Source organism: Vibrio sp. 10N.261.55.C5 (assembly GCF_041470505.1).
Taxonomy (GTDB): Bacteria; Pseudomonadota; Gammaproteobacteria; order Enterobacterales; family Vibrionaceae; genus Vibrio; species Vibrio crassostreae_C.
Genome location: NZ_JBFRMS010000020.1, coordinates 1 through 22,343 on the forward strand (window position 1 = coordinate 1; position 22,343 = coordinate 22,343).

15 protein-coding genes and 1 pseudogene are annotated in these 22,343 nt (G+C 39.1%); 12 read left to right on the top strand and 4 right to left on the bottom strand.

The window, feature by feature from the left end; translation table 11 throughout:
- The 3 genes from AB4263_RS09855 to AB4263_RS09865 all read left to right on the top strand — a co-directional run.
- A partial coding sequence (locus tag AB4263_RS09855) for a TRAP transporter large permease subunit (RefSeq protein ID WP_372098162.1) occupies positions 1-648 on the top strand: 648 nt, incomplete at its 5' end.
- 120 nt (positions 649-768) lie between these two features.
- Positions 769-1,413 (top strand): GntR family transcriptional regulator, encoded by a 645-nt coding sequence (locus tag AB4263_RS09860; protein ID WP_050613019.1) that lies wholly within the window; start codon positions 769-771, stop codon positions 1,411-1,413.
- A gap of 1,103 nt (positions 1,414-2,516) precedes the next feature.
- Positions 2,517-2,705: a hypothetical protein gene (locus AB4263_RS09865; protein WP_372098163.1), complete on the top strand. Its 189-nt coding sequence runs from the start codon at positions 2,517-2,519 to the stop codon at positions 2,703-2,705.
- A gap of 253 nt (positions 2,706-2,958) precedes the next feature.
- Here the strand turns inward: AB4263_RS09865 and AB4263_RS09870 are convergent, their stop codons facing one another.
- The 3 genes from AB4263_RS09870 to AB4263_RS09880 all read right to left on the bottom strand — a co-directional run bounded on the left by AB4263_RS09870 (position 2,959) and on the right by AB4263_RS09880 (position 8,875).
- Positions 2,959-5,946, bottom strand: a complete 2,988-nt coding sequence (locus AB4263_RS09870; RefSeq protein WP_372043075.1) for a tyrosine-type recombinase/integrase — start codon at positions 5,944-5,946, stop codon at positions 2,959-2,961.
- Positions 5,928-8,162 (bottom strand): integrase, encoded by a 2,235-nt coding sequence (locus tag AB4263_RS09875; RefSeq protein WP_102370505.1) that lies wholly within the window; start codon positions 8,160-8,162, stop codon positions 5,928-5,930. The genes AB4263_RS09870 and AB4263_RS09875 overlap by 19 nt, the downstream gene beginning before the upstream one ends.
- 119 nt (positions 8,163-8,281) lie before the next feature.
- Entirely contained in the window at positions 8,282-8,875 is a 594-nt protein-coding gene (locus tag AB4263_RS09880; protein ID WP_372043076.1) for a hypothetical protein, read from the bottom strand.
- 392 nt (positions 8,876-9,267) lie between these two features.
- On the opposite strand from AB4263_RS09880, the pseudogene AB4263_RS09885 reads away from it, so the two are divergent.
- From AB4263_RS09885 to AB4263_RS09905, 5 genes and pseudogenes are all read left to right on the top strand, one after another.
- Positions 9,268-10,425, top strand: a pseudogene (locus AB4263_RS09885) (IS3 family transposase).
- Positions 10,426-11,013: 588 nt separating this feature from the next.
- The gene (locus AB4263_RS09890; RefSeq protein WP_372043077.1) at positions 11,014-11,757 is read left to right on the top strand and encodes a type 1 glutamine amidotransferase domain-containing protein; all 744 of its coding nucleotides are present in this window, start codon (positions 11,014-11,016) and stop codon (positions 11,755-11,757) included.
- A gap of 158 nt (positions 11,758-11,915) precedes the next feature.
- Positions 11,916-12,857, top strand: a complete 942-nt coding sequence (locus AB4263_RS09895; protein ID WP_372043078.1) for an alcohol dehydrogenase catalytic domain-containing protein — start codon at positions 11,916-11,918, stop codon at positions 12,855-12,857.
- Between the two features lie 442 nt (positions 12,858-13,299).
- Positions 13,300-13,638, top strand: coding sequence for a PTS fructose transporter subunit IIB (locus AB4263_RS09900; RefSeq protein ID WP_372043084.1), 339 nt, complete (start codon positions 13,300-13,302; stop codon positions 13,636-13,638).
- Between the two features lie 271 nt (positions 13,639-13,909).
- Positions 13,910-14,449: a redoxin domain-containing protein gene (locus AB4263_RS09905; RefSeq protein ID WP_372043079.1), complete on the top strand. Its 540-nt coding sequence runs from the start codon at positions 13,910-13,912 to the stop codon at positions 14,447-14,449.
- A 259-nt stretch (positions 14,450-14,708) separates the two neighbouring features.
- On the opposite strand, the gene AB4263_RS09910 is transcribed toward AB4263_RS09905, so the two are convergent.
- Positions 14,709-15,836, bottom strand: a complete 1,128-nt coding sequence (locus AB4263_RS09910) for a glycoside hydrolase family 26 protein (protein WP_372043085.1) — start codon at positions 15,834-15,836, stop codon at positions 14,709-14,711.
- A 559-nt stretch (positions 15,837-16,395) separates the two neighbouring features.
- Here AB4263_RS09910 and AB4263_RS09915 point away from each other — a divergent pair.
- From AB4263_RS09915 to AB4263_RS09930, 4 genes are all read left to right on the top strand, one after another.
- On the top strand, positions 16,396-17,595 hold the full coding sequence (locus AB4263_RS09915) for a ParA family protein (RefSeq protein ID WP_102370500.1): 1,200 nt from the start codon (positions 16,396-16,398) through the stop codon (positions 17,593-17,595).
- Positions 17,595-18,674 carry a ParB family protein gene (locus AB4263_RS09920; RefSeq protein ID WP_372036931.1) on the top strand — a complete coding sequence of 360 codons (1,080 nt, stop codon included), beginning with the start codon at positions 17,595-17,597 and terminating at the stop codon, positions 18,672-18,674. Before AB4263_RS09915 ends, AB4263_RS09920 begins: the two co-directional genes overlap by 1 nt.
- A 1,169-nt stretch (positions 18,675-19,843) precedes the next feature.
- Entirely contained in the window at positions 19,844-20,218 is a 375-nt protein-coding gene (locus AB4263_RS09925; RefSeq protein ID WP_372043080.1) for a regulator, read from the top strand.
- Between the two features lie 268 nt (positions 20,219-20,486).
- Positions 20,487-22,010: a P-loop NTPase fold protein gene (locus AB4263_RS09930; RefSeq protein ID WP_372098164.1), complete on the top strand. Its 1,524-nt coding sequence runs from the start codon at positions 20,487-20,489 to the stop codon at positions 22,008-22,010.
- Positions 22,011-22,343: the final 333 nt, after the last annotated feature.

A 22,343-nucleotide genomic window follows, 5' to 3' on the forward strand; every position in this document is an offset into this window, starting at 1 on the left:
AACTTTATTGTCTTCCGACAGTGGGCATTGATTGTTCCAGTTATTATCTTGGGTGGTATTTACGGTGGTATCTTCACACCAACTGAAGCAGCTGGTGTAGCTGTAGTCTATGCTTTGATTATAAGTCTATATATTTATCGTGATTTGAAACTTAGTGATTTGAGCAGCGTTTTCCTGAAATCAGGGCTAACTTCGGCAACTGTACTCGTGATGGTGGTGATGGCTGCTTCGTTCGGTCGACTACTGACCCTTGAACGTGTACCTGTTGAAGTAGCCAACATGATTACCTCGGTGTCCGAAAACCCATTAATCATACTATTGCTAATAAATATTATGCTTCTTATTGTTGGTATGTTCATGGAAACTATTGCTTCCATTATCATTCTGACACCTATCTTACTTCCTATAGTCCAGGGGATGGGAATTGACCCGGTCCATTTTGGTGTCATTATGACGGTTAACTTAGCGATTGGTTTTTGTACACCACCTTTGGGTGCCAACTTGTTTGTCGCCACAGGCGTAGCGGATGTATCTCTTGAAGAGCTTGTAAAATCAATAACACCGTTCTTATGTGCCATGTTAGTAATGTTAATGCTGGTGACCTTCATTCCACAATTGTCATTATTTCTACCTTCTATCTTGTTATAATGTAGTGATAGAGAGAGAGGTGGCCGGACTTTACACTTCCCGCCCTCCTCTCTTGACATTTCAGATTCAAATAGTAAATTATATAATAATACAAATATAATCTTCCTGAGTATCTAACAAATGAAGCAAGACCTACTTAAAGATGTCATATACCGTCGTATCCGCGAGATGATAATTGTTGGTACATTGCCTATGGGGATGAAAATCTCAGAAACAGTTTTAGCCAACAAATTAAATGCAACAAAAGCACCCATACGCGATGCTCTAAAAAGGTTACAGAGTGAAGGTCTTGTGCAGATAAAGCCCAAAAGTGGCACCTTTGTTTTTCATGTTACTGCAGAGGAATTTACTGACCTTCTGGAGTTCAGGTACTTTATTGAGTCCGAAGGGCTAAAACTAGCGTGGAAAAATAATCCTAAGCAGCTAATTCAAGAACTCTGCTTTATTTTGGACAAAATGCAAGTATGCCTAAGTAATGCTAGTACTCTTGAGTATCTGACGTTAGACAACCAGTTCCACCAAACTTTTATCTCACTGTGTGACAATCGCTATTTTGTTGAATCTTACGCTTTAATTTCAGCAAGAATGGCGACAGCTAGAAATCATTTAGGTGGCAACGAAAAGCATCTATATCGTTCCTATGAGCAGCATCACTCTATCGTCCGTGCACTCCAAGATGACAACATCAACGATGCGACTTATCAGCTGATTTGCCACATTTTACCTAAGCACGGTGCTTACTGGGGTAACATACATCTATCATGAGGCATCAGTAAATTATCTTCGGTGTATTAACCAGCTTTTTGGAGAGCATCATGCCAAGAATTAAACTATACGCTTATCAATGTAACAAACAAAAAGCACTATTTTATTAGTTTAAATCTTAATTACTGATTATAAAGCAAACAACTAGTTTCATTTGTCTGAAAATAACTATGTAATTATGATGTTCTGCAAAATAGCTGAGGTAAAGCGGCCAGACATTTCACGCTTAATCTTGCAATAAAAGATTTGGGCTTTTGTCATTGTCTAAACCTCTTAAGTATCTCAGGACCATACTGTCACTTTTCCAATCCCCCTGTATTAATCGGGTTAAGCTTAATCCGGCGGCATAACCATATTGTAGTGCACCAACACGATTAGAGTGACCATTCCAAACATCTCTATGATGACACTCCTTGTGACAACGTCACCTGGCTGTTCTAAAAACTGATGAGCATGTTGGTAAATTTTATTAATGGTCATGCCTGACATCGGTGTTTCTCTGTGCGCGGCGGGTCTCAAGCCTATGGGTGTGGACCAACTGAAGATAAATTCATTACCTTAAAGATGTTCGCAATATTCTTTTAAGTAAGTACGAAGAATGAATGCAAATCGGTCCGTTAATCGTTTTAGCTCAGGGTTAATACTGGTTCTCTATAATACACGTTCAATATTGATACCCCAATCATCCAAAATAGTGATTTGTTTTTTGCGTATGGCACCAATTTCTGACTCTCGGAGTAAGATAGCGTAAATGATAGTGAGAACAGTTAAATCTCTAAACCTCAGAGGATTTTGGATGTTGCCCACGCGTCCATGTGCTTATTTAAATGGATTTGGCTTGTAAAACAATTAGTTGCTCCCCAGTCATTTTTATTTCATCGCTTGAGAAGCAAGGTGGAGATGGTTTTCACTGATAGGTTCTTGGTGGGGTCGTTAATTTCCATTATTTTATGAAACAAACTAAATTGAGATCGATACTGTCGAGAGAGTTGATTTTCTTAGTAACATGATGCTTTTTATCCATGTGAATACTCCCCCTAACACATAATGTGATATCACCAAACGTACACATGATTGAGACACTTCAACCTGAAAATGGGTGCATGCGCACTGTAGTACCTCATGGCGTACATCGGCAAAAGGTGAAATCCGCAAAACAACTACAACTGATTGAAGAGAACCTGCTAGATACCGTGATTGGTTTACCTGAAAATCTATGCCACTGTATGGGTGCAACAAATACTGAAAGTCGAAATATGGCTACCACAAACGTTCGCTGTCAGAGACAGTAATACATCGATAAAAAAATGTTGGGTAACACTTTGAGCTTAAGAAGTTACAACGCCCGAACAGGAAAAACATACGTAATGGTTAAGCGTGAACAAGACAACCGAGCTTGATAGACCTGAAACAATTTTAAGAAAATAACGCTATCACTCTTAGAAAGCTGGGTAATTGTTCAGAAGACTCAGGAGACAAAGCCTCACAAACCATGAGGCATTTATCTTCATTGTGCTGCGAGGCATATCGTCTTGTGGTTTCCGGTTAAAGCATCATTATCCCCATCATGTGGAATAAATACATCAATGTTGACGACGAACGTTTGACTTTGATCTTCTTACCTTGTTGTGTGTGAGGGTGAATTAACTCTAGCCTGATTGCCCCTCGACTTTTTTTACTGCGCCCTGAAGGTTTCCGCTCCGAGTAGCTTGATATTCCTTTTGTAGCTAAACGCCACTCTTCACGCTGAATACTTTTCTCAACAAACTGAGTGGCGGCTCTCCAGTGCGCTTTTGGTATAAACGAGTGACATGCCTCAACAAACAGCTCTAACCGGTCGGGTGAGTTAAAGTAGACCCCAGATCGTGAAGAGCTGGTATGTTGAAGCGCATATTTTATAGCATCCAGAATTGCATGGCGTTTGGAGTCGTCTTTCAAGGCCTCGTTTAACTTAGAAGCATATTGATTTAAGCGCACTTGCTCTGCTTCTGTTTTGAGTTGAGCCGGTAACAGCTTGTCGATACGAGCACTTGTAAAGTGTCGTCGGTACTCTGTGCCTTTCGATTCAGTAGCATAGCTTTTAATTTCCACAGCATTCTTAATCCACTTATCAACAGTCCTCTGTTTCAGTCTGTATTTAGCGCATATATCGCCCACTTGGAACCCTTTGTTATAAGTAGTCAATGCTTGATAGCAAATTGGGATCGAGATGACTTCATTGTCGGGCATCATTAGTGAGAGTGCCGGAACTTTCCCTTTCTCTATTTGGGTTTCTAGATATTTAACGCGAAGTTTGCGAATTAGGTAGGCGCTAGATTCTTTCAAGATCTGATTATTATTTGTATCGCTTGCTGTATTTTTGGGTAGTAAACCTAAATAATGCGCTTCTTTTTTGGTTATTGGTGAATAGTCAGCCAGGCTCAATTTGTGTGCCACGATCCAGTCTGAGAAGTGAAAATAGTGCATAAAGGTCATAGCTGGAGATTCATGTCCTGCAAATGCAGCAATAGCATCGTAGCCAGTCATCAGCGAACGGCCAAATACCGTAGCCTTAATTTTCTGCCTCTGTTGTTCATCATATGGAATGAGTTGATTTGGTATAGGGTGATTGTCAGGTAGCTCCAAAAGGAGTTGAAGTTTGCTGAGACACGCGTGTCTGAGGTGATGGAACACTAAATGATTATTTAACGATAACGCTTTTAGAAGGCAACCGATGAGATGTGATACATCGAATGTACTAAATGGTAAATTGGCATGACCTAAAGAGAAAAAGGGCTTTGTTTTCGACGTTTGTTGTTCAAATTTCAGATGGAAGTATTTGTTAATTATGTCTTCTTCGTGATCTAACAGCAAAGGGTGCAATGGCACCTTCCTTAAACTGCTGGCAGTTTTATTTTCACCTAAATAACTTGAACGAATGGATAACCAACCGATATTGGAATGCTCAATATCTTTCATCCGAAGCTTTCTTATTTCAGAAATACGTAAGCCGCAGCGATAGGCAATGATACAAATTGATTGTAAGCATAACTTATCCGCGTCATCGAAATCATTGCTGGCTTCTATTGTATTAAGTAAAGCAAGGAATAGGGCTTCATCAATAAAACCCGCTCGAGTATGAGTCTGTGTGGGGTCGCAATGGAGATACTGCTCAGAGATCTGTGCAAAGTTATAGTGCTCTACTGCAAAACCATGCAGGTCCTTGAGCCTCGCTGTAAAATACTTCTGCGACTTAATCGTTGGTTGAGTCTCTATTGCGTATTGATAAATGGATTCAAGCTCATCAGATTCAAGTTTATCTAGCTGATTTTGGTTGCAGAGGTATATCCACTTCCGAGTCAAATTAGCGTGATATCTTTTAATCGTTGGAATGCCACAAGTCGTACTCAATTTATGGCAGTACCAGTCAACAATAAGCCGCTCATTCACTTGCTTAGGGGATAATTTTATCCGTTCAACCAGAGCATTTAAGTCCACCAATAGTTTTTTTTTACTAAGCTCTTTCGCTCCATTTTTAGGGTACAGACTGACTTTTAGTTCCTGATAAGTATCTATACTTGTGTCGAAGTTTCGTTCAATTTTATGTGATGTCGACTTATTGGAAGCGTGTTTCGTGGATTGTGGTGCAAAATCTTTAGCGATGGCAACCTCAGGATGGAGGATACGAGCAAGATCGCAAGTCGGTAAACTATAAGATTTGGTTGAACCAACTTGATACTCAACCAACGCCTGATTAATAGAAACGCCTTGATGCTGCTCACATACATATACCCCAGAGCAGCAAAGCTGGTTGAAGGTCAATGATAGATTGTTGCCAGTGAGCATTTTCATCAAATAGGATTCATCATTAGGAGCACACCAGTTTTCATCTTTCCAACGATGCCATGTTCTGAGTAAACCGAGCGTAACAGGATGTAAGTAGCACTGAAACTGGGTGAGTGGCTGCTCGTCAACTTTTATGTTGGTATTGAATGACCCCCCTTTTGTTAGCAATGAAACAAAGGGGGTTTCATCCCATTGTTTGAGAGCAAGTGATTTACCACTAATATATTCAATGAACGCCTTCACCACGCAAGGTGTACAATGGCCGCTATGAAAGATAAACGAAAGTACAACATTGTTAAACGACTGCGCCTGGTCATCGACAGGTTTTGATAAAAGCTGTTGGTACCAAAGTTGATAGAAGTTATGGACGCGCCATGCGTGCTGCATCCATTCTAGCGTTCTAAGCTGCTTTGGCGGTTTATTAGTGACAATATATGAGGGTGGAGTGACTTTCCAACTATATTGCTCTTGATATGATAACACCAGCTTAACTGCCCAGTTAAACGCACGTCGATAGTCTTTATGAGCTCCAAATGTCTCAGTAATGTCACTCAGATAAAGCATCCATTTGTCATGAAAGTTATCTTGAGTTGGTATGTGAGACGGGTTCGGAAACTGCTTTTCAAACAACTGCCTAGCTTTGTTTTTAACACGCTCTATCTGCTTCAATCGATTTTTCGAGCGAGCTTCTAAGCCAATTTGGTCCATTGTATAGTCTCGACTCCTATTTGTAATAAATGCTCTTCAATAGTATCTGTTACTTTTTCTAATTGTGTCCTCGATAAGGTGCTATAGGAGTGGTAACAGCGCTTTCCATTTGTAGCATGACCCATCCATGCATTGATTAAGGTTGAATCGACCCCAGTTTGACTCAGTGTTGATCGTATATGATGTCGTGCCCAGTTAGGTTGTAGAGGCCAAATATCATCTATCATCGTGGTATAATTCGACGGCGTACAAGGCAACAACTCTCCCTCTTTTTGATAAAAAAACAGATACTCATCACCATCGACAATCTGCTTGTAGCAACGGCTAAGACTTACATTGCTATTCCCATGCTCTACAATCATTTGTTCACAATATTCGAGGTAATAGCGCACAACTTGAATTGCCGCTGGGCTCAAGATCACTACTCGACTGTTGTCACCAATGCCGGACTCTTTATCTGAAATCCAGTAATCTCCCGTAGCGAGATGCATGTGACTGAGTTTGCCAAACCAGCCTGTCACTGGTCGATAGCCTGAGGATAAAGCAAGGACTAACTGAGTATAGAGTGTGACGTCATTGTGGCACTGCTCAGTGCTTAGATTGTTCCGTTGATCCTTTATTTTGGTAATGAGCTTCTCAAATAGCCATTGAAGGAGCCGATGTTCAATATGTAAAGGCGAACCTAACTTAATATTTTCAGGCTCAGAGGCAAAAATAATTAACGCATCATCACAGTGAAATTTAGAAAGAAACGTAAGATATCGTCGATACGTCTCATAGAGTTTATGACTATATAAGCCTAGATAATAAGTCGAAGGAACAGTTCGAGCGACTGCGCCGGTCAGTAAAGCGATAATTGTTGGGTCAATATTCTCGTGAGTCAGTTTCTGGTTTAAATAGGCTGAAACTCTAGTTAGCGTAATGTGAGTACCATAATTTTTATTTAGGCTCTTGAGTAAGTCGTTAAGATCGTCATCGGTTACATCAGTAAAGGTTAAACTCTGTAGTCTCTGTGTGACGATCTTGGGCAGAGGAGACCAGTACTTCTTATCCGTAACATTTAGCAAGGTACGGAGCTCTGGACGTTGATTTTGGGAAGGTAGGGTATGTGTGCGCTGAAAACCAATTAAACCTGAGAGCTTTAGTCTCTTTGTCTTCAGTTTTTTTACTTGTGCTGAAGTATTGCCCGTAATTAGCATAATGAGCAGCAACTGTGCAGATTTGGTACTTGTATTTTCTTCTTCTATTTGGGTAAGGCAAAAATTTACTACCGCTCCAATTTCATAATTAGTGCTAACAGAGGTATCGCAAGCCATAGCCATCTCTTTCTTTGCTATTTTATTTTTGACGGCTTGTGCGAGCATTGCCTCGGCAGCGTAAGATTTTGGGTTCGATGATTTGGAGGTGACGATGTTGAGAGTGCGCGTTGCATCGCCAGATTCATCTTCTCTTTGCCATTGATGATGAAACTTTATTGATGGTTGGATCTGCTGAATTTCCAACAATGAACTCGCTTCATCGTCATCCAAAGTTTTCACGTCACTGGTTTGTAGTTGACCGCTCTTTTTGAACTCTGTGGATGTGGTTTTCCGAGTGAAACCTTCACTGTGATCCAAGCTGGCTTCATAGGGACGGCGATAGTGGTTTAGCTGATTAACCACGGTTGATGGTGGAGAGTTGGTATTTTCTTCATCGACAAGTAACTGAAATTCAGCAACAAGCGATGGAAAGTCGAGGTCATGAATATCCGGTAAATAAGCCGCCATATTTTCTCTTTTACCTTGAGAAAACAGACGTACATCATCACAAATTGCTTTGATCTTAGATTGATGCGAACCAATGAAAGCTAGACGAGTAACGCACAACAGTGTTAATGCTTTATATTGCTCAAACCTAGTGGGGTCATAGGAGGTCAAAAGAAGGTTCGAGGCAAGAAATATTGGAAGATGGTGTACTCCAACGGCCTGGTTTCGATTAATGCTTTTGAAGACGTCGTGGAGGGTCCTATTCAACTTTTGATTTGCCAGCGTATTGGTACGCTGAACCAAGAGTTCAACCTCTTCAAACTCTTGTTTATATTTTGGAGCAACGAGGTTGCATAACCGTTGGACTTCTTTAGCTATTGCAATATTGTCAGCATTGCCAAAAGGGAGTAATTGTTTAAAAAATCGCTCGATATTCTTCTCTTTATACCGTTCGAAAAAGTCATCAATCATTTACACCGCCGTTTTGGTTATGAATCGGTAACAGAGTGATCGCTTTAAAAGTACTAAAGCGGGCATCAAAGTCATGCACCTGCTGGTTAGATATCATAGGGGAGACCAATCAGCAATGTTCAGTTTTTAATGCCAGAGAGATCACTTTTAGCCTTCTGTTGTAGTAGTGAGAAAATTGTAGGAACTTCTTCTTGAACTAATAGCTTATCACCTTCGGCTTTTGAGTACTGTTGGGCAAGTGTGCTGCGTGACAGATGCATAATTTCTGCAAAACAAGATTGAGATAGCTTGTTTTTACCAAAAAAAGAATTGAGGACTGATTTTGGAGCAGACTCATTCAGTGCTCTGCGAGTAAGTTCTAACTGGTGTGGATCTAGTGACGTTAGTAGTGAGCGAATGACGGCGGACCATGCTTTTTGAGCAATGTCTTTATCTGCCAAGTTACTATGAATAATTACTTCACATACAGATAGATTGAGTTCTGCAAGAGAAAAACTAATGAACTCGAACCCAGAAACGATTTGAAGATGATTAGGCTCAAATACCCCCTGCAGTGGTAACCCCACGTTTAAATCAATTAGAGCCTGACGTTCCATTTTCGCCTTATTGACCAAAAGCGTACTCTGATTAAAAAATTCAAATGCTGGAAGTGCATACGGATGGATAGAAAATTCTAAGTACTTTTTCTGCTTAGATCCCAGTATTTTTGCCATTTTGTTCACCTCATTCGAACTATTAATGTACAAATACTGTACATTAATAGAAACCTAAAATGAAAAAAACATGATATTAAATGGTAGTAAATGTGAGAATATCTACAAAATAACACCAATTAAATAATTGATATTGAATAATTTTATGTAAAAACCAATATAAAAAAGTGTGAGGGTATAATCCTTATAATCTGATGATTTGTACTAAGCGATTGGATATCCAGCTTCTTATTGCGTTGCTCGCTGAAATCTTGATGTGCTGTAATGGCCTCATTGCAATACAAGCCAAGTGGCATTTCGGCTTCCAAGCCAACAGCATTTGTAGTGATACGGTGAATTTGGTCACTTAATTAGAGGTGATATCATCACCTCATAAGGTAACAGGTGACATTATGACAAAACGTACAAGACGACTGTTTAGCGCAGAGTTTAAGTTAGAAGCGGCGCAGTTAGTCCTAGACCAAAACTATTCCGTGACTGAAGCAGCCCAAGCCATGAGTGTAGGTAAATCCACGATGGATAAATGAGTTCGCCAATTAAAAGAAGAGCGCCAGGGAAAGCACCGAAAGCTTCACCTATGACCCCTGAGCAAATAGAAATTCGGGAATTAAAAAAAAAGCTGGCTCGTCTTGAAGAGCATAATGAAATACTAAAAAAAGCAACGGCTCTGTTGATGTCGGACTCACTGAACAATTCTTGATAATCAAGAAACTCAAGCAGATCTACAACATAAAAACATTATGCGAAGTCTTCAATGTTTATGCCAATAGTTATAACTATTGGCATAAACGCCTAACAGTAATCAATGCTGAAGCTGTAAAACTTCGCAACTTGATGAGCTAGGCTTACGCCGCAAGCAATGGCTAAGCGGGAGCGAGAACCATTGCAGATATAGTCACAAATCAAGGCGAAAAGCTGAGCCGATACCGAGTAACAAAGCTGATGAGAACACTTGGTTTAGTGAGTTGCCAAGAACCAAAGCATCGTTACAGAAAGGCTTCACAAGAACACATTGAAATTCCAAATCACTTAAGTCGCCAGTTTTCGGTTACCGTCCCAAATGAATTTTTGGCTGGTGATGTTACGTATATTTGGACAGGTAATCGGTAGATGTATTTAGCGGTTGTTATCGATCTTTTTGTCCATAAAGTGATTGGTTGGTCGATGTCGTTATCACCTGACTCTCGACTAACAGGCAAAGTGCTTTCGATGACTTATGAGTCTCGTGGAAAGCCTAAAGGTGTCATGTTCCACAGCGATCAAGGTAGTCACTATACCTGTCGTAAATACCATCAATTATTGTGGCGCTTTCAAATAAAGCAGAGTTTATCTCGTCGAGGAAACTGTTGGGATAATGCGCTGATGGAGCGATTCTTTTGAAGTCTGAAAACGGATGGGTGCCAACGGTGGGTTATCGTAGCTTTGCTGAGGCTCAACAAGAAATCACTCGCTACATCATTGGGTATTACTGCCAACTCAGACCACATCAGTATAACGGCGGTCTAACTCCCATTAAACACCGCCGAGTTCTATCCATACCTTGTCTATGAAGAGATGTACGAAATCATCGGCGATATAAAATTGACTAATCCCAATATCAATGGGAAATGATGAGGGGCCCCTTCAACGCCGAGCCTTATTGTAAACCGCCCAGTTAGATCTCTTCTTTTACGCTTTACCCATGTTATCACCGGTCTATACATCACAAAGGACCTGTTCAAAGAGTTTGGAAAAACTTCAATTCATTTAAACAACAATGCCTGAACCGTTGGTTATTTTTCTTCCACCTCTTTGTTTTATAGGGAGTTATAGACATAAACCAAGAAAGAAAGTGAATATGATGGATCAGAACATCGGCTTTGGATGTAGTTCCACTAAATTACTCAGTAAAACCAATCTGGATTACAAAAATATCGTTGGTTAAAGGTAAGTTAGGCCGAAAATTTGCCACGTATATTTTGTAATCCCCCCTATCAACTCGATACTCGTATGAAAAGTTATTGCACCTAATATCTAAAACATCATTGATAGACTACGCCTATATTACATATATTTATCAAATTCATAATTAATGATAATTTCTAGTCAAGAAAACTAAAGGTAATAATGATTTTTAAATTATTAAGGACATGTAAAAAATGATTAAAAATATACTTATCTCATTACTGTTGTTCAGCTCAACAGCTATTGCTCAACCAAAGGTATTAATGATTGGAACAAGTCATAATTCTTTAGGAGAAACCGAGCACCAAACTGGCGTTTGGCTTTCTGAGCTTAGTCATGCTTACGATGAATTTATTAAGAGTAATATAAAAGTCAGTTTTGCTAGTATCGATGGCAATGGTTACCCTCTCGATCCTGGCAGTCTAGACCAAATGGATGCTAGCGCGAAGAACTTTTTGTTGTCTTCTCAAACACGAGCTCTATTGGGTAACGAGAATGTGATGTCTTTGAGTCAAGCAGCACAAAACGACTATGACGCCGTGTACCTGATTGGCGGACATGGAGTGATGTGGGATTTCAAGGGAAATCCTGAGCTGGATGCAATCATTTATAATATTTATGATAATAATGGTGTGTTAGGGGCAGTATGTCACGGCTCAGCTGGCCTACTAACGGCTACTGATGAGGTTGGTAATTTGCTCATTGAAGGAAAAAATATAACCGGTTTTTCAGATGAAGAAGAAGAAAATATTAAGCTAACTAAGATAGTGCCATTTTCATTAGAACAAAGTCTAGTACAAGCTAATGTCAAATATCAGAAAACAGATAATAATTTCGAATCTTTTTCCATTATTGATGGACGTATCGTTACCGGTCAAAATCCAGCCTCTGCAACTGCAGTTGCAATAAACATGATTGCTCTCTTAACGGCTAAATAGAACACAATATGTCGGATTCATTCGAATCCGGCAATTTGCCGAAAAACAGTTTTCATCAGCTTAAAAAGAGCATTAACCTGACCTATTGGACGCAACAATGCATATCAACAACCAGAATTTAACACCTTACCTTTTTTCATCCAGCGAGCAAAAATAAGATGAAACAATATAAAGCTTGGAAATATCAAGCAGATACACAAAGTCTTGTTTTAGACAAGACAGAAACGCAAGATTTAAATGCAGATGAAATCTTAGTACAAAATAAAGCGATTGGAATAAACCCTGTCGACTGGAAGTTTATCAAAACTAACCCTTTGAACTGGCCTAGCGGACATGTTCCGGGTGTAGATGGTGCTGGTGTCATTGTACATGTAGGTTCTAAGGTAGATACGAACTTAATTGGCCGTAAAGTAGCGTACCATTGTTCATTACAACGACATGGTAGTTTTAGCGAATATACGGCCCTGAATATTGAACGAGTGATGATGGTGCCTGATAACCTCTCATTTGAACTTTTGGCAACACTGCCCTGCCCTATGCTTACTGCATGGCAAGCATTTGAAAAAATCCCCCTAACACGCCAACGGGAAGTACTCGTTGTTGGTCTTGGCGCGGTAAACAAATTTTTATCTCAGATTCTAATAAATGCTGGTTATACCGTAGATGTCATTTCTGGAAGCCTAAGTGAAGAACAAGCATTAAGTCTTGGTATAAGCCAACTTTATCGACAGTCCACGCAAATCGATAAAAAATACTTCGCTATTTTCGATGCCGTGAGTAGAGAAAGTGCAGCTAATTTAGTGCCAAAACTAAGAGCTAATGGACATATTGTATGTATTCAAGATCGCATACCAACACCAATTGATCCAGCATTTACTCGTACTATTTCATACCATGAAATAGCGCTTGGTGCATTACATGACTTTGGAGACCAAGACGATTGGCGCGTGTTGATGGAAAGCGGCGAAGAATTACTTGCGGCAATAGAAAAAGGTTGCATCGAAACTAGTACACCAACTACTTTTAAATTTCATCAAGCACTTGACGCATTAGCTTACAGTGAATCCAAAAAATCAAAAACTGTAGTTACAATGAGTTAAACCATACTCCAAATAACTCTCCAGCACCTTGGGGTACAGAGCTTTAACACTAGGCACTATTTAGCTTAGGTGTGCCTCTAAACTATTTTTAAAGACTATTAGCTCTTCGATATGATGAACGCATTATTATAGAACGAAGCGAGCATAAAAAATTCATCATACAGCTCACCGCGTGAGCACAAAAACCGTTGCTAGTTGGGTAACCCCAAGTTCAACGGTAGATTTAACTACAGCGGTACTTTTAGCACCTACAATAACAATACAACCGTCAAACACTACCGGCTTTGTAATTCTAAGCAGATAATGACCATATATTGCTCTGTCTCGCCTTAGTTAAGACGTATAGTAATTGGTGTTTGTTAATCTATAACAACTTCTTCCTCTAAATGTGCGTAATTCCCACATTAAGAAAATAAAGTAGTGAGGTTAAAACAAGAGAATGATGAAAATTGTAGCGGTAACCGCATGTCCTACAGGTATTGCACACACATATATGGCAGCTGATGCTTTAAATAAAACAGCTCATAAATTCAATATTTCAATCAAGGTTGAAACGCAAGGTGCTATGGGTATTGAAAACTTACTCTCTGCGCAAGACATTATCCTGGCGGACAAAATAATGATTGTCTCAGATATTGACATAGAACAGCCGAACCGATTCGATCCAGCAAAAACGGTATTGATTCCTATGGAGGATGTTTTACTAAATGTCGAGAGAGTATTTATTAAGCACGGTCGTGTTGTAAAACACACCCGTGATGCACAACGTAGTCGTAGCTAATTTTCTGAATGAACAAATACCTTTCTTTGTTGGCGGCTATCGGTTGCAAACTCAAACGTAATTCCCCTATTCAATTAACAAACAAATTCAAAATCACTAACCGTATTATCGACTTCTGAGAAGCCAAACTTCCTCAAGCCGAAATTTTTTACGCCACTTCTTTTTGCTGAAAACCACTTGATGAGGTAACTAAATCTATACTAGTTGCAACTTGCCTCACCGTATTTTACCTTTTATTTACTTAGTTGCGAATTCAATCCAAGGACCCGAAATGACATACTCACAGAAACTCAAAGCAGGTGACACCTTCCCTACATTAGAAGCAACAAAATTGGATGGGACCAAAGTCAAACTAGGCCAACCTAGAGGGGAAGCAACGTGGCAAGCGGTATTTGTCTATCGTGGTCAGCATTGTCCGCTCTGCACCAAATACCTTAACGAGATTGAAAGTTACAAGCAGGCTTTTAGAGATGCTGGCGTCGATATTTTAGCTGTCTCTGGTGATTCAAAACAACAATTGGAACAACATCTAGATAAACTCGACATCAGCTTCCCGATTGCCCATAGTTTAAGCGAACAACAAATGCAAACGCTTGGCCTTTATATTTCTCTACCACGCTCTAAAGAAGAAACCGACCATAACTTTTCAGAGCCCGGGCTATTTGTCGTCAACGAATATGGGGATTTGCATGTAGTCGATATATCAAACAACCCATTTTTAAGACCTGAGTTAGGTGCATTGACTCGTGGTTTAAAATGGATTCGTAATCCAGATAACCATTATCCTATCCGAGGAACACTTGATTACTAGAAGCACAATGTAAAAAGGCAACTTAATTATAAGTTGCCTGATTCATACGTGGAGCAGCTGATCCCCGTGATAAGCAAAATTAGTCAGTGGTACCGGTGCATTTAAGTATTATGAACCGGACGATAAAGGCACTTGCAGCGCCTGTTTACACGGCGGTGCACAACTAAAACGCACCGCAGTAGCGTACAGACAACAGGTTCGCTAGGTATGTAAACCACCAATAACTAGATCTTAGCAGAGCCGATACTTTAACAATTGGTCATTTATACAAATGTGGCAATGAATCTGACATTATAATATCAGCGTTCACAGACATTTTTATAAAATCATCATCATTGCCTTGTCCAGGGTAAGAGGCAAAGAAATGCCCTTGTTTACCATTGCCAGAAAAGTTATTACGCCATACTAAGGCATATGATAATCGACGAGTCTTTTCACTATGTAGTAAACCGGCAACAAAGCGTTCACTCCAAAAGTTTGGTTCTTTTACTCCCTCTTGCCCACCTTCTGTAAGTGCTGATACTTTTCTTTTCTTAGAAGCAAGATCCGTCAACTTTTCTAAACTCTCAATAAATTGCGCTTGTTGGAGCACCGATGACAATTTATTTGAGCCGTGTCCCAGATCCCAATAATTATCCATACCAAGTAGATCAACGTACTGATCACCCGCATATCCATATAGATAAGAAGTTTTAAAATCAGCTAAGTCTAAACGGCTACGATCTGGTGAGAAGGCGAAAATGAGGTTATTCTGTTTCTTATCTATTAAGTACTCAACAGTAAACTTCCAAAGTGCTTTATATTCCTGTTCAGTTGTATGCCCTTTCCCCCACCAAAACCAGTCACCATTGTGTTCGTGCCATGGTCTAAAAACAATAGGGATCCAAATCTGTTTATTATCTTTGTCTACCTTTAAGGTTTCATTGAACGCTATAAAACTATCTAAATATCCCTTTAGCTTCTGATGATCTTTTCCACCAGGGATTACCGAACTAACATATGAATTTTTAGACCAAGAATTATGCCCATCGACTGGACTATACATATGCCATGAGATGGTATTTACTCCTCCCATCTGAAAAGTTGATTGAATATAATGACGGTAATCATTAAAACTTACGCCATCTAGATTTTTATCATTTCCTAAACCAATACCACCAATATCAGCACCAAACACGGCAGGATAGCTTCCCGTTAACCCTTTTATATCTGAGTATAGCGGAGCTTGTTTTGTCCCCCACCAATCATTTCCATAGGCGAGTGAGTCTTCATGGCCAAATAGTACTTTACCCTCCAACCCTTGCAGGTTCTGGTATAGTTGTTTTGTTTGAATTGTTGCGTTAGGATTTATTAATTCAGCATGTGCGCTACAAAAAAAATTCGCAATAGAAAAGCTAAAATAACATTAACTAGTTTTACACTCATAACTTAACTCCATTAAAAATCGTAACGTTACGATTGATCGGCAGTATGATTTTTTCAAGTTCAGTTAGAAAAAGCTAGAAGTAGATCATCAAATAGTTTTGATGCGTACAAGCCAACTAGATATAAATCACTAATTAATGTTAATGAAATAATATTAATTTATCGTTTTCATTTACCTTCATGTGTCTAAAATCAGTTATTTTCGTGTTCGCTAACTTATTCAAGACCTTAAGTTCCCATGATGCTAAAAACACTACAATGTAGTGCTTTATACAACCTCTGATCGCACGAACAAAAGCTTCTAAACGATTTCTTAAGTCAACAATGCATATGAACCTAACTAAACTCCATCAATCTTAATAGACTCTTACGCACACTGTGTAAGTTTAAATGAAGACTCCCTAGCAATAAGTTAGAAAAACACCAGTCTCAAATTCTCTAAACACAAAATCCATCATTTTTAACTACCAACATCAAAAGTTGAGGTATATACTATTTATTATTCCTATATGGAGACAGAAATGGATAACCAACATACTACTACTACTTTTCAAGCGCTTAAAGTAGGTGCTGATGCCTATATTCAGCGCCGAAACCAGCGTTTACTCGCCAATCACCGTAAAGAACTACGAAACTTTACCCGGGCTGAAGCATCAACTTATCTAGGAATTGATGCGAAAACACTAGACCGCTACGTCACTGCTGCAGAAATAGACCCACGTCGCCATGAAGACTCACAATGGTCCATCGATATTGCAGAAATGTATAAGGTCCGTGATTTACTGCCTGAAAGCCTGCGTAAAGACCCTAAATTCCTGCGTAATGAAAATCAAAAGACGCAAGTTATGGTAATCCAGAACCAAAAAGGTGGTGTTGGAAAAACTGTTTCTGCCGCAACTATCGCATCAGGTTTAGCGACCGAATTTCACCAAGAGTACCGTGTAGGCTTAATTGATATGGACGGTCAAGCGACATTATCAATGTACTACGCTCCTGAAGCCGAACAAGAAGGCTACTTGTCTGTCGGTGATCTAATGATGAAAACATTTGATCTCGATGAAGGTGAAACTGTTAAACAAGTTATTTCTGAAGCCTTTCTTGAGACTACTATCCCTAATTTACGAATTTTACCTGCTGCACAAAGTGACCGAGCAATGGAAGGATGGTTCCATGAACAAGTGTTTAGTCAAACTTTAGCTTCTCCTTATTCATTACTTGACGACATCATTGATAGCGTAAAAGGCGAGTTCGATATAATCATCATCGACACCCCCCCCTCTTTAGGCTATGCGACTTTCAACGCATATTTTGCGGCAACAAATGTCGTGTTCCCGTTATCGATTACCGAAAACGACATTGATGCTACATGCTCTTACTTTAGCTATATCCCACAAGTGTGGGCATTGTTAGAAAACGCTAACCATGAGGGCTATGACTTCATGAAAATATTACTAACTAATCATCGTGACAGCTCAACGACTACCGAGTTGATGAACAGCTTATACGATCACTTCTCTCCTTATTTATACTCAAAAGAATTTAAGCACAGTGAAGCTGTTCGTCAGTCTTCTTCCCTACTCTCGACGGTATTTGACATGTCAAAAAGTGAATACCCGAAAAGCAAAGCAACCTTCCAAAGTGCGCAACAAAATAGCTATGAAGTCACGAGCCAGATCTTGCGCGATATTTTAAACGTTTGGCGTGAACAGGAGAACAAATAATGGCAAAGAAACGTGGTGGTAGTCCTCTAGGCAATGCACCTGGTTCAGCGCAAGCACAGCAATCCGCAGCCAAAGCAAACTTAGAGACTTTAACAGCGCAACTCAACACAGAATTAGAAAAAAGCGGCCAAAATACTGCCGAGTACCTGCAACAGAAATTCGGTTTAAAATCAGTAGGTCAAAAGATGGTATGGCAACTTGCTTCTGGTACTACTGCGACTTTTAATGAAGTGACACTGTCATACGAGCAGGTAAAACAAAACACTCTAGTTACTTTTGATGTAAATGGACGTGATCAGTCTTTATTGAACAAAGAATCATTGGAAGATTTGAATTCGTTGGAATTTCAGCAGTTCTATCCCGCCGTTGGCCGTGAAGTAGATGGTCATATTGATGTACTTGATGGATCTCGCCGTCGTGCTTGGTTTCTACTTCAAGAAGGTCGAGTAAAAACATTTCGAATTCTCGTCACCCAAGATGAACTGTCGACTGCAGATGCCAAAGCTCTAGCTAAGCAGTTGCAAACCGCCAAAGAGCACAATCAACGTGAAATTGGATTGCAGTGTCAAACCTTAATGAATAACGGTGACCTCACTCAAGAAGATGTAGCAAAAATTTTAAACATTAGCCGTCAAGCTGTGGGTCGAGCTCTGAAAGCCGCCAGTATTGATAGCAACCTCATTACCCTGTTTCCTATCGTTAACGATTTGTCCCATACAGATTATTCTCTCTTAGCTAAAGTAATGAAAACCTTTAGCTACGACAAGAAAGCTTTGAGCAGTTTCATCAAAAAAATAGCGAATATCTCTGTCAATGCTCAGCCTGAGCAAAGCCAAGAAGATATTAAAGAAAATTTGATTTCTAACATCAAAAATCAGTTAAAAATCGTAGAAACAAAGCAAGAATCAGACAAAGCGCTGGTAACTCCTTTAGCTGAATTTGATAGTAAAGGCATGTTTGCTCGCAAAAAAGTGAAAGGTCGTAATTTTTCGTATGAGTTTGGGCGATTGTCAAAAGAAGTTCAGTCCCAATTGGATTCCGCTATTCAAGATGTATTGAAAAACAATAGCAAGAACTAGCGCCCCACTCTTCAGAAACTAGTGACGAAACTTATTAACTTATACTGTAGGTGTCAGACAGATTACAGAGGTCTAGCTTTCCGCTAGACCTCTTATCGAATAAGAGTATCGAAATATAGATACTTCAAAAACCTTCTCCCCATCAATACGAATTGAAAATGCTCCCATAGAACAGAGTGTTCAGAAAGTTGATAGCGTTATAAACTTTGAGTTCAACAGATACGAAGCAGATTACGTCTTCTACAAAAATAACGTGCCCCGTGCCCCCTACTCCCCCCCTCTGATTCGTTATGTTTTTGGTGTAAAAATCGAGAGCTAACTAGCGGATGAAGTTCTAGTTAATATCGCATACCGCTGGTTCATTAGAATGTATCTAGCTTAGAAAATTTCCCATACCTCAATACTCAGTCAAGACCGCATTCGCCACATCAAAAGTGTTGATATTTTCGAATACATTTTAACTATCATCGATATCCAAGTAATAGAGAAACCCTTATCTAAATATGCTGATATAAATATTGGTGTAGAGCGAGATGAAAGAGGAAAACAGCCACTAAAGTGAAGAACCTCAAAGTCAATATGACAGCTCCAGAGAGCGACTTCATGACACAAGGATTCATCGTTCTCTACAATAATGCCGTTATGGTCAGTATGCTCTCACCACACACATATGTAACAGAAGGTGTTTTCAACGTCTCCCTCCTTTATACCGAACGCGTGATACATATAATCAACTATCAATTTTAGTCCACAAACATTTATTTAGAGAAACCCGAAAACAAAATTAAATGCCAAAAATTAGTTCTCATTTATTTGACATAACTCCCCTACAATTAGTCAATGCTCAGGCTGAGCATTGACAAAAAATAAAAATCGCGAGTTATCTTTATTTCAATGTTCAGCTGAAATAAACACTGTCGCGGGTATAACGATAGTACCTCTGTTGTTAACTCACAGGCCGTGAATAGCAAAAGTAGCAACTTAAAATTAAGACGATGATGATAACTCAGCCAAACATTTACGGTACCATCTAAAAAGTCATAAAGCTCATAAGTCCTTATGTGACTGGTGACATTTATTATCTAGATAGTGCGCACTTTGTCTGATTATGTTTAATGGTGCATATATCATCAATTCAGTGCAACCTCTTGTATTTAGAGGTTTTATCATTGAAGTATCGCGAAATGAGTAAGAATTACATTTTTCGAGAGTTAGAGTGCCAAATGACAAGGGAAGAGGTCGCCGAACTGTGTTTTAAATCTGTGAGAACTGTCACAGGTTGGGATGAGGGAAATCCTATCCCGCCCGAGTGTAAAAGACTTATGAGAATGGCAAAAGGTCGGGAACTAAGCATTAGTGAAGATTGGGTACAGTTCAAAATGTTATACGACAGAATGGAGTTGCCGACAGGCCAAGTGGTGAGGCCACAACAAATCTTAGCTGGGATTGCGCTTTTGGGGATTCAGTCTGAATTAGAAATAAAGACATCAACATACTTACTTGGACTTGCTAGAGCGATAGCTAATATCAAGAAATTGGATTAGAAAAGTATGGTTTTCTGGGGTGGGATGTAAGAAATACGCCGACTATTCGATACGTGTAAAGGATTTGTTGATAGGGTTACTTCGACTGCAAACGATCCTTAATCGAGTTAGTCGTCCTCCTTAATCTTAGGGGGTTAAGCCGGGCTCATTTGAGTTCGGCTTTTTTTGTAAAAAGTATAATGGCAGATAACTCGTTGCGATATATTCCTATTAAAAATTATCAAGTTGCGTGTAAGATTACTAAAATACTTAGTAGAATTGAGAGTTTATGAAAATTGTGACTCATGCAAGTCGTTATGCTGAATGGAAAGACAAATACAACTGGTCAACGTGCATAACAAACAGAGAGGAATATGGGAAATTTTTATTGTCTGTATTGACTTCTGAAAAGGATGGATTTGTTCTTAACTTAAACGGTTCATGGGGTACTGGTAAGACAGAGTTCTTGAGGCGGTTATACGTTGAACTTGCAGAACAATCCCATCCAGTTGTATATATCGATGCTTGGGAAAGTGACTTTTTGAAAGATCCTCTGACGGTTGTCTGTACAGAACTATTAAACCAACTAGGATTCATGTTTAGAAACTGTAAAGCAGACAAAAGATTTACAATTTATAACAGCTGTGTCGAGCATTTGAATCGGCTGATGCTTAGTTTTGATAAATTGATTGCTGTTACACAAGCAACTGGGGAAAGTTATAGTTTATTAACAGGAGAGCACACAGATTTCACCCACCTGAAATTGCTAGAGCAAGTCATTGGAACAACTAGTCCAAAATTATCAAACTTGAAAGGAGTAGATAGTGTCAATGAATCAATATTAGCAAAGTTGGTCTCACAGCAAAATGATTTATTAGACTCCATGACTAGTATTCGACAACAAATAAAAACGATCAGTGTGATTATGTCTGAGTTATATGATCTAGAAGCTCCAATAGTAGTACTACTGGATGAGCTAGATAGATGTAGGCCAGATTACGCGATAAAAATGTTGGAAATCATTAAGCACTTTTTTAATGTTGAAGGTTGTGCATTTTTAATAGCTACAGACACAGAATCACTAGAGTCTTCGATAAAAGCGATTTATGGTTCCGGGTTTAAATCGGAACGTTACTTAAGACGTTTTTTCAATCAACGTATATCTTTGAAAAAACCTTCAATTTTCGATTATATTAAAGCTAAAAAATTTGACTTCTCAGTGTATGAACTAGCCGGAATTAATATCTTTCCATTTGGTAGCAATAATGAAAATAACAACCTATTGATATCAAAGCTCTTAGATAAAAGCGACCTTGAACTAAGGGATGTAGAGCAAATAATTAGAAAGTTTAATAGTAGTTTGGATTACATAGTTAAATACAAACCAAAGAATTTGGATTGTATTAATATTGCTGTCTTATTATTCGGAATCGTAGAGCATCATACTGACTCTATAAATTTTGAGAGAAGAACTAATACCTACTCTACTTTCGCCCCCGAGTGGGGGAGCCTAGCATTATTATCACAGATAACTATCGCTTCTTTTATGAAATTTCAATTCAGTACTGTTAGTGAATGTAACTCCAAAACCGAATATAAGCCTCATGGAGGTAGTAAGACTTTAGGGTATGAAGAAGTTATGTTGACGTTTTTTGCGACTCAACCTAACACGTATAAGCAAAATGAATGGCTCACATTAAAAATCTATGATTCGGCACTTAACCAAGTCAACTCCTATAACGAAGATAAAAATTCTTATTGGTTATGGGATGACTATAAAAATATTATTGGGTTAGCAGCCAATATCGAATAAAGCTGAACAGTGAACGTTGACTGTTTGGTCGAATTTACCCCCGTGATACATGACGGGTTAATAGAAAAACCGAACTTGAAGTTGTCAATGCTCAGGCTGAGCATTGACAACTTTTTACTACCGAAGACCATATTGCTCAGTTCCACAGCAATACAAGATAGCGATACTGAAGTACAGGAGATCCAAACAATTAGTGTCTAATGAGCCCACTTCATTGGTTAAATATATAAAGTAGGGTGGGGCAGGGGATTGTTTCTTTTAGTAATAAATAGACCGATTTGAAAGACGATTCATATACTTACACTTTATATAGCTTTACCTAAAATTGTCCTT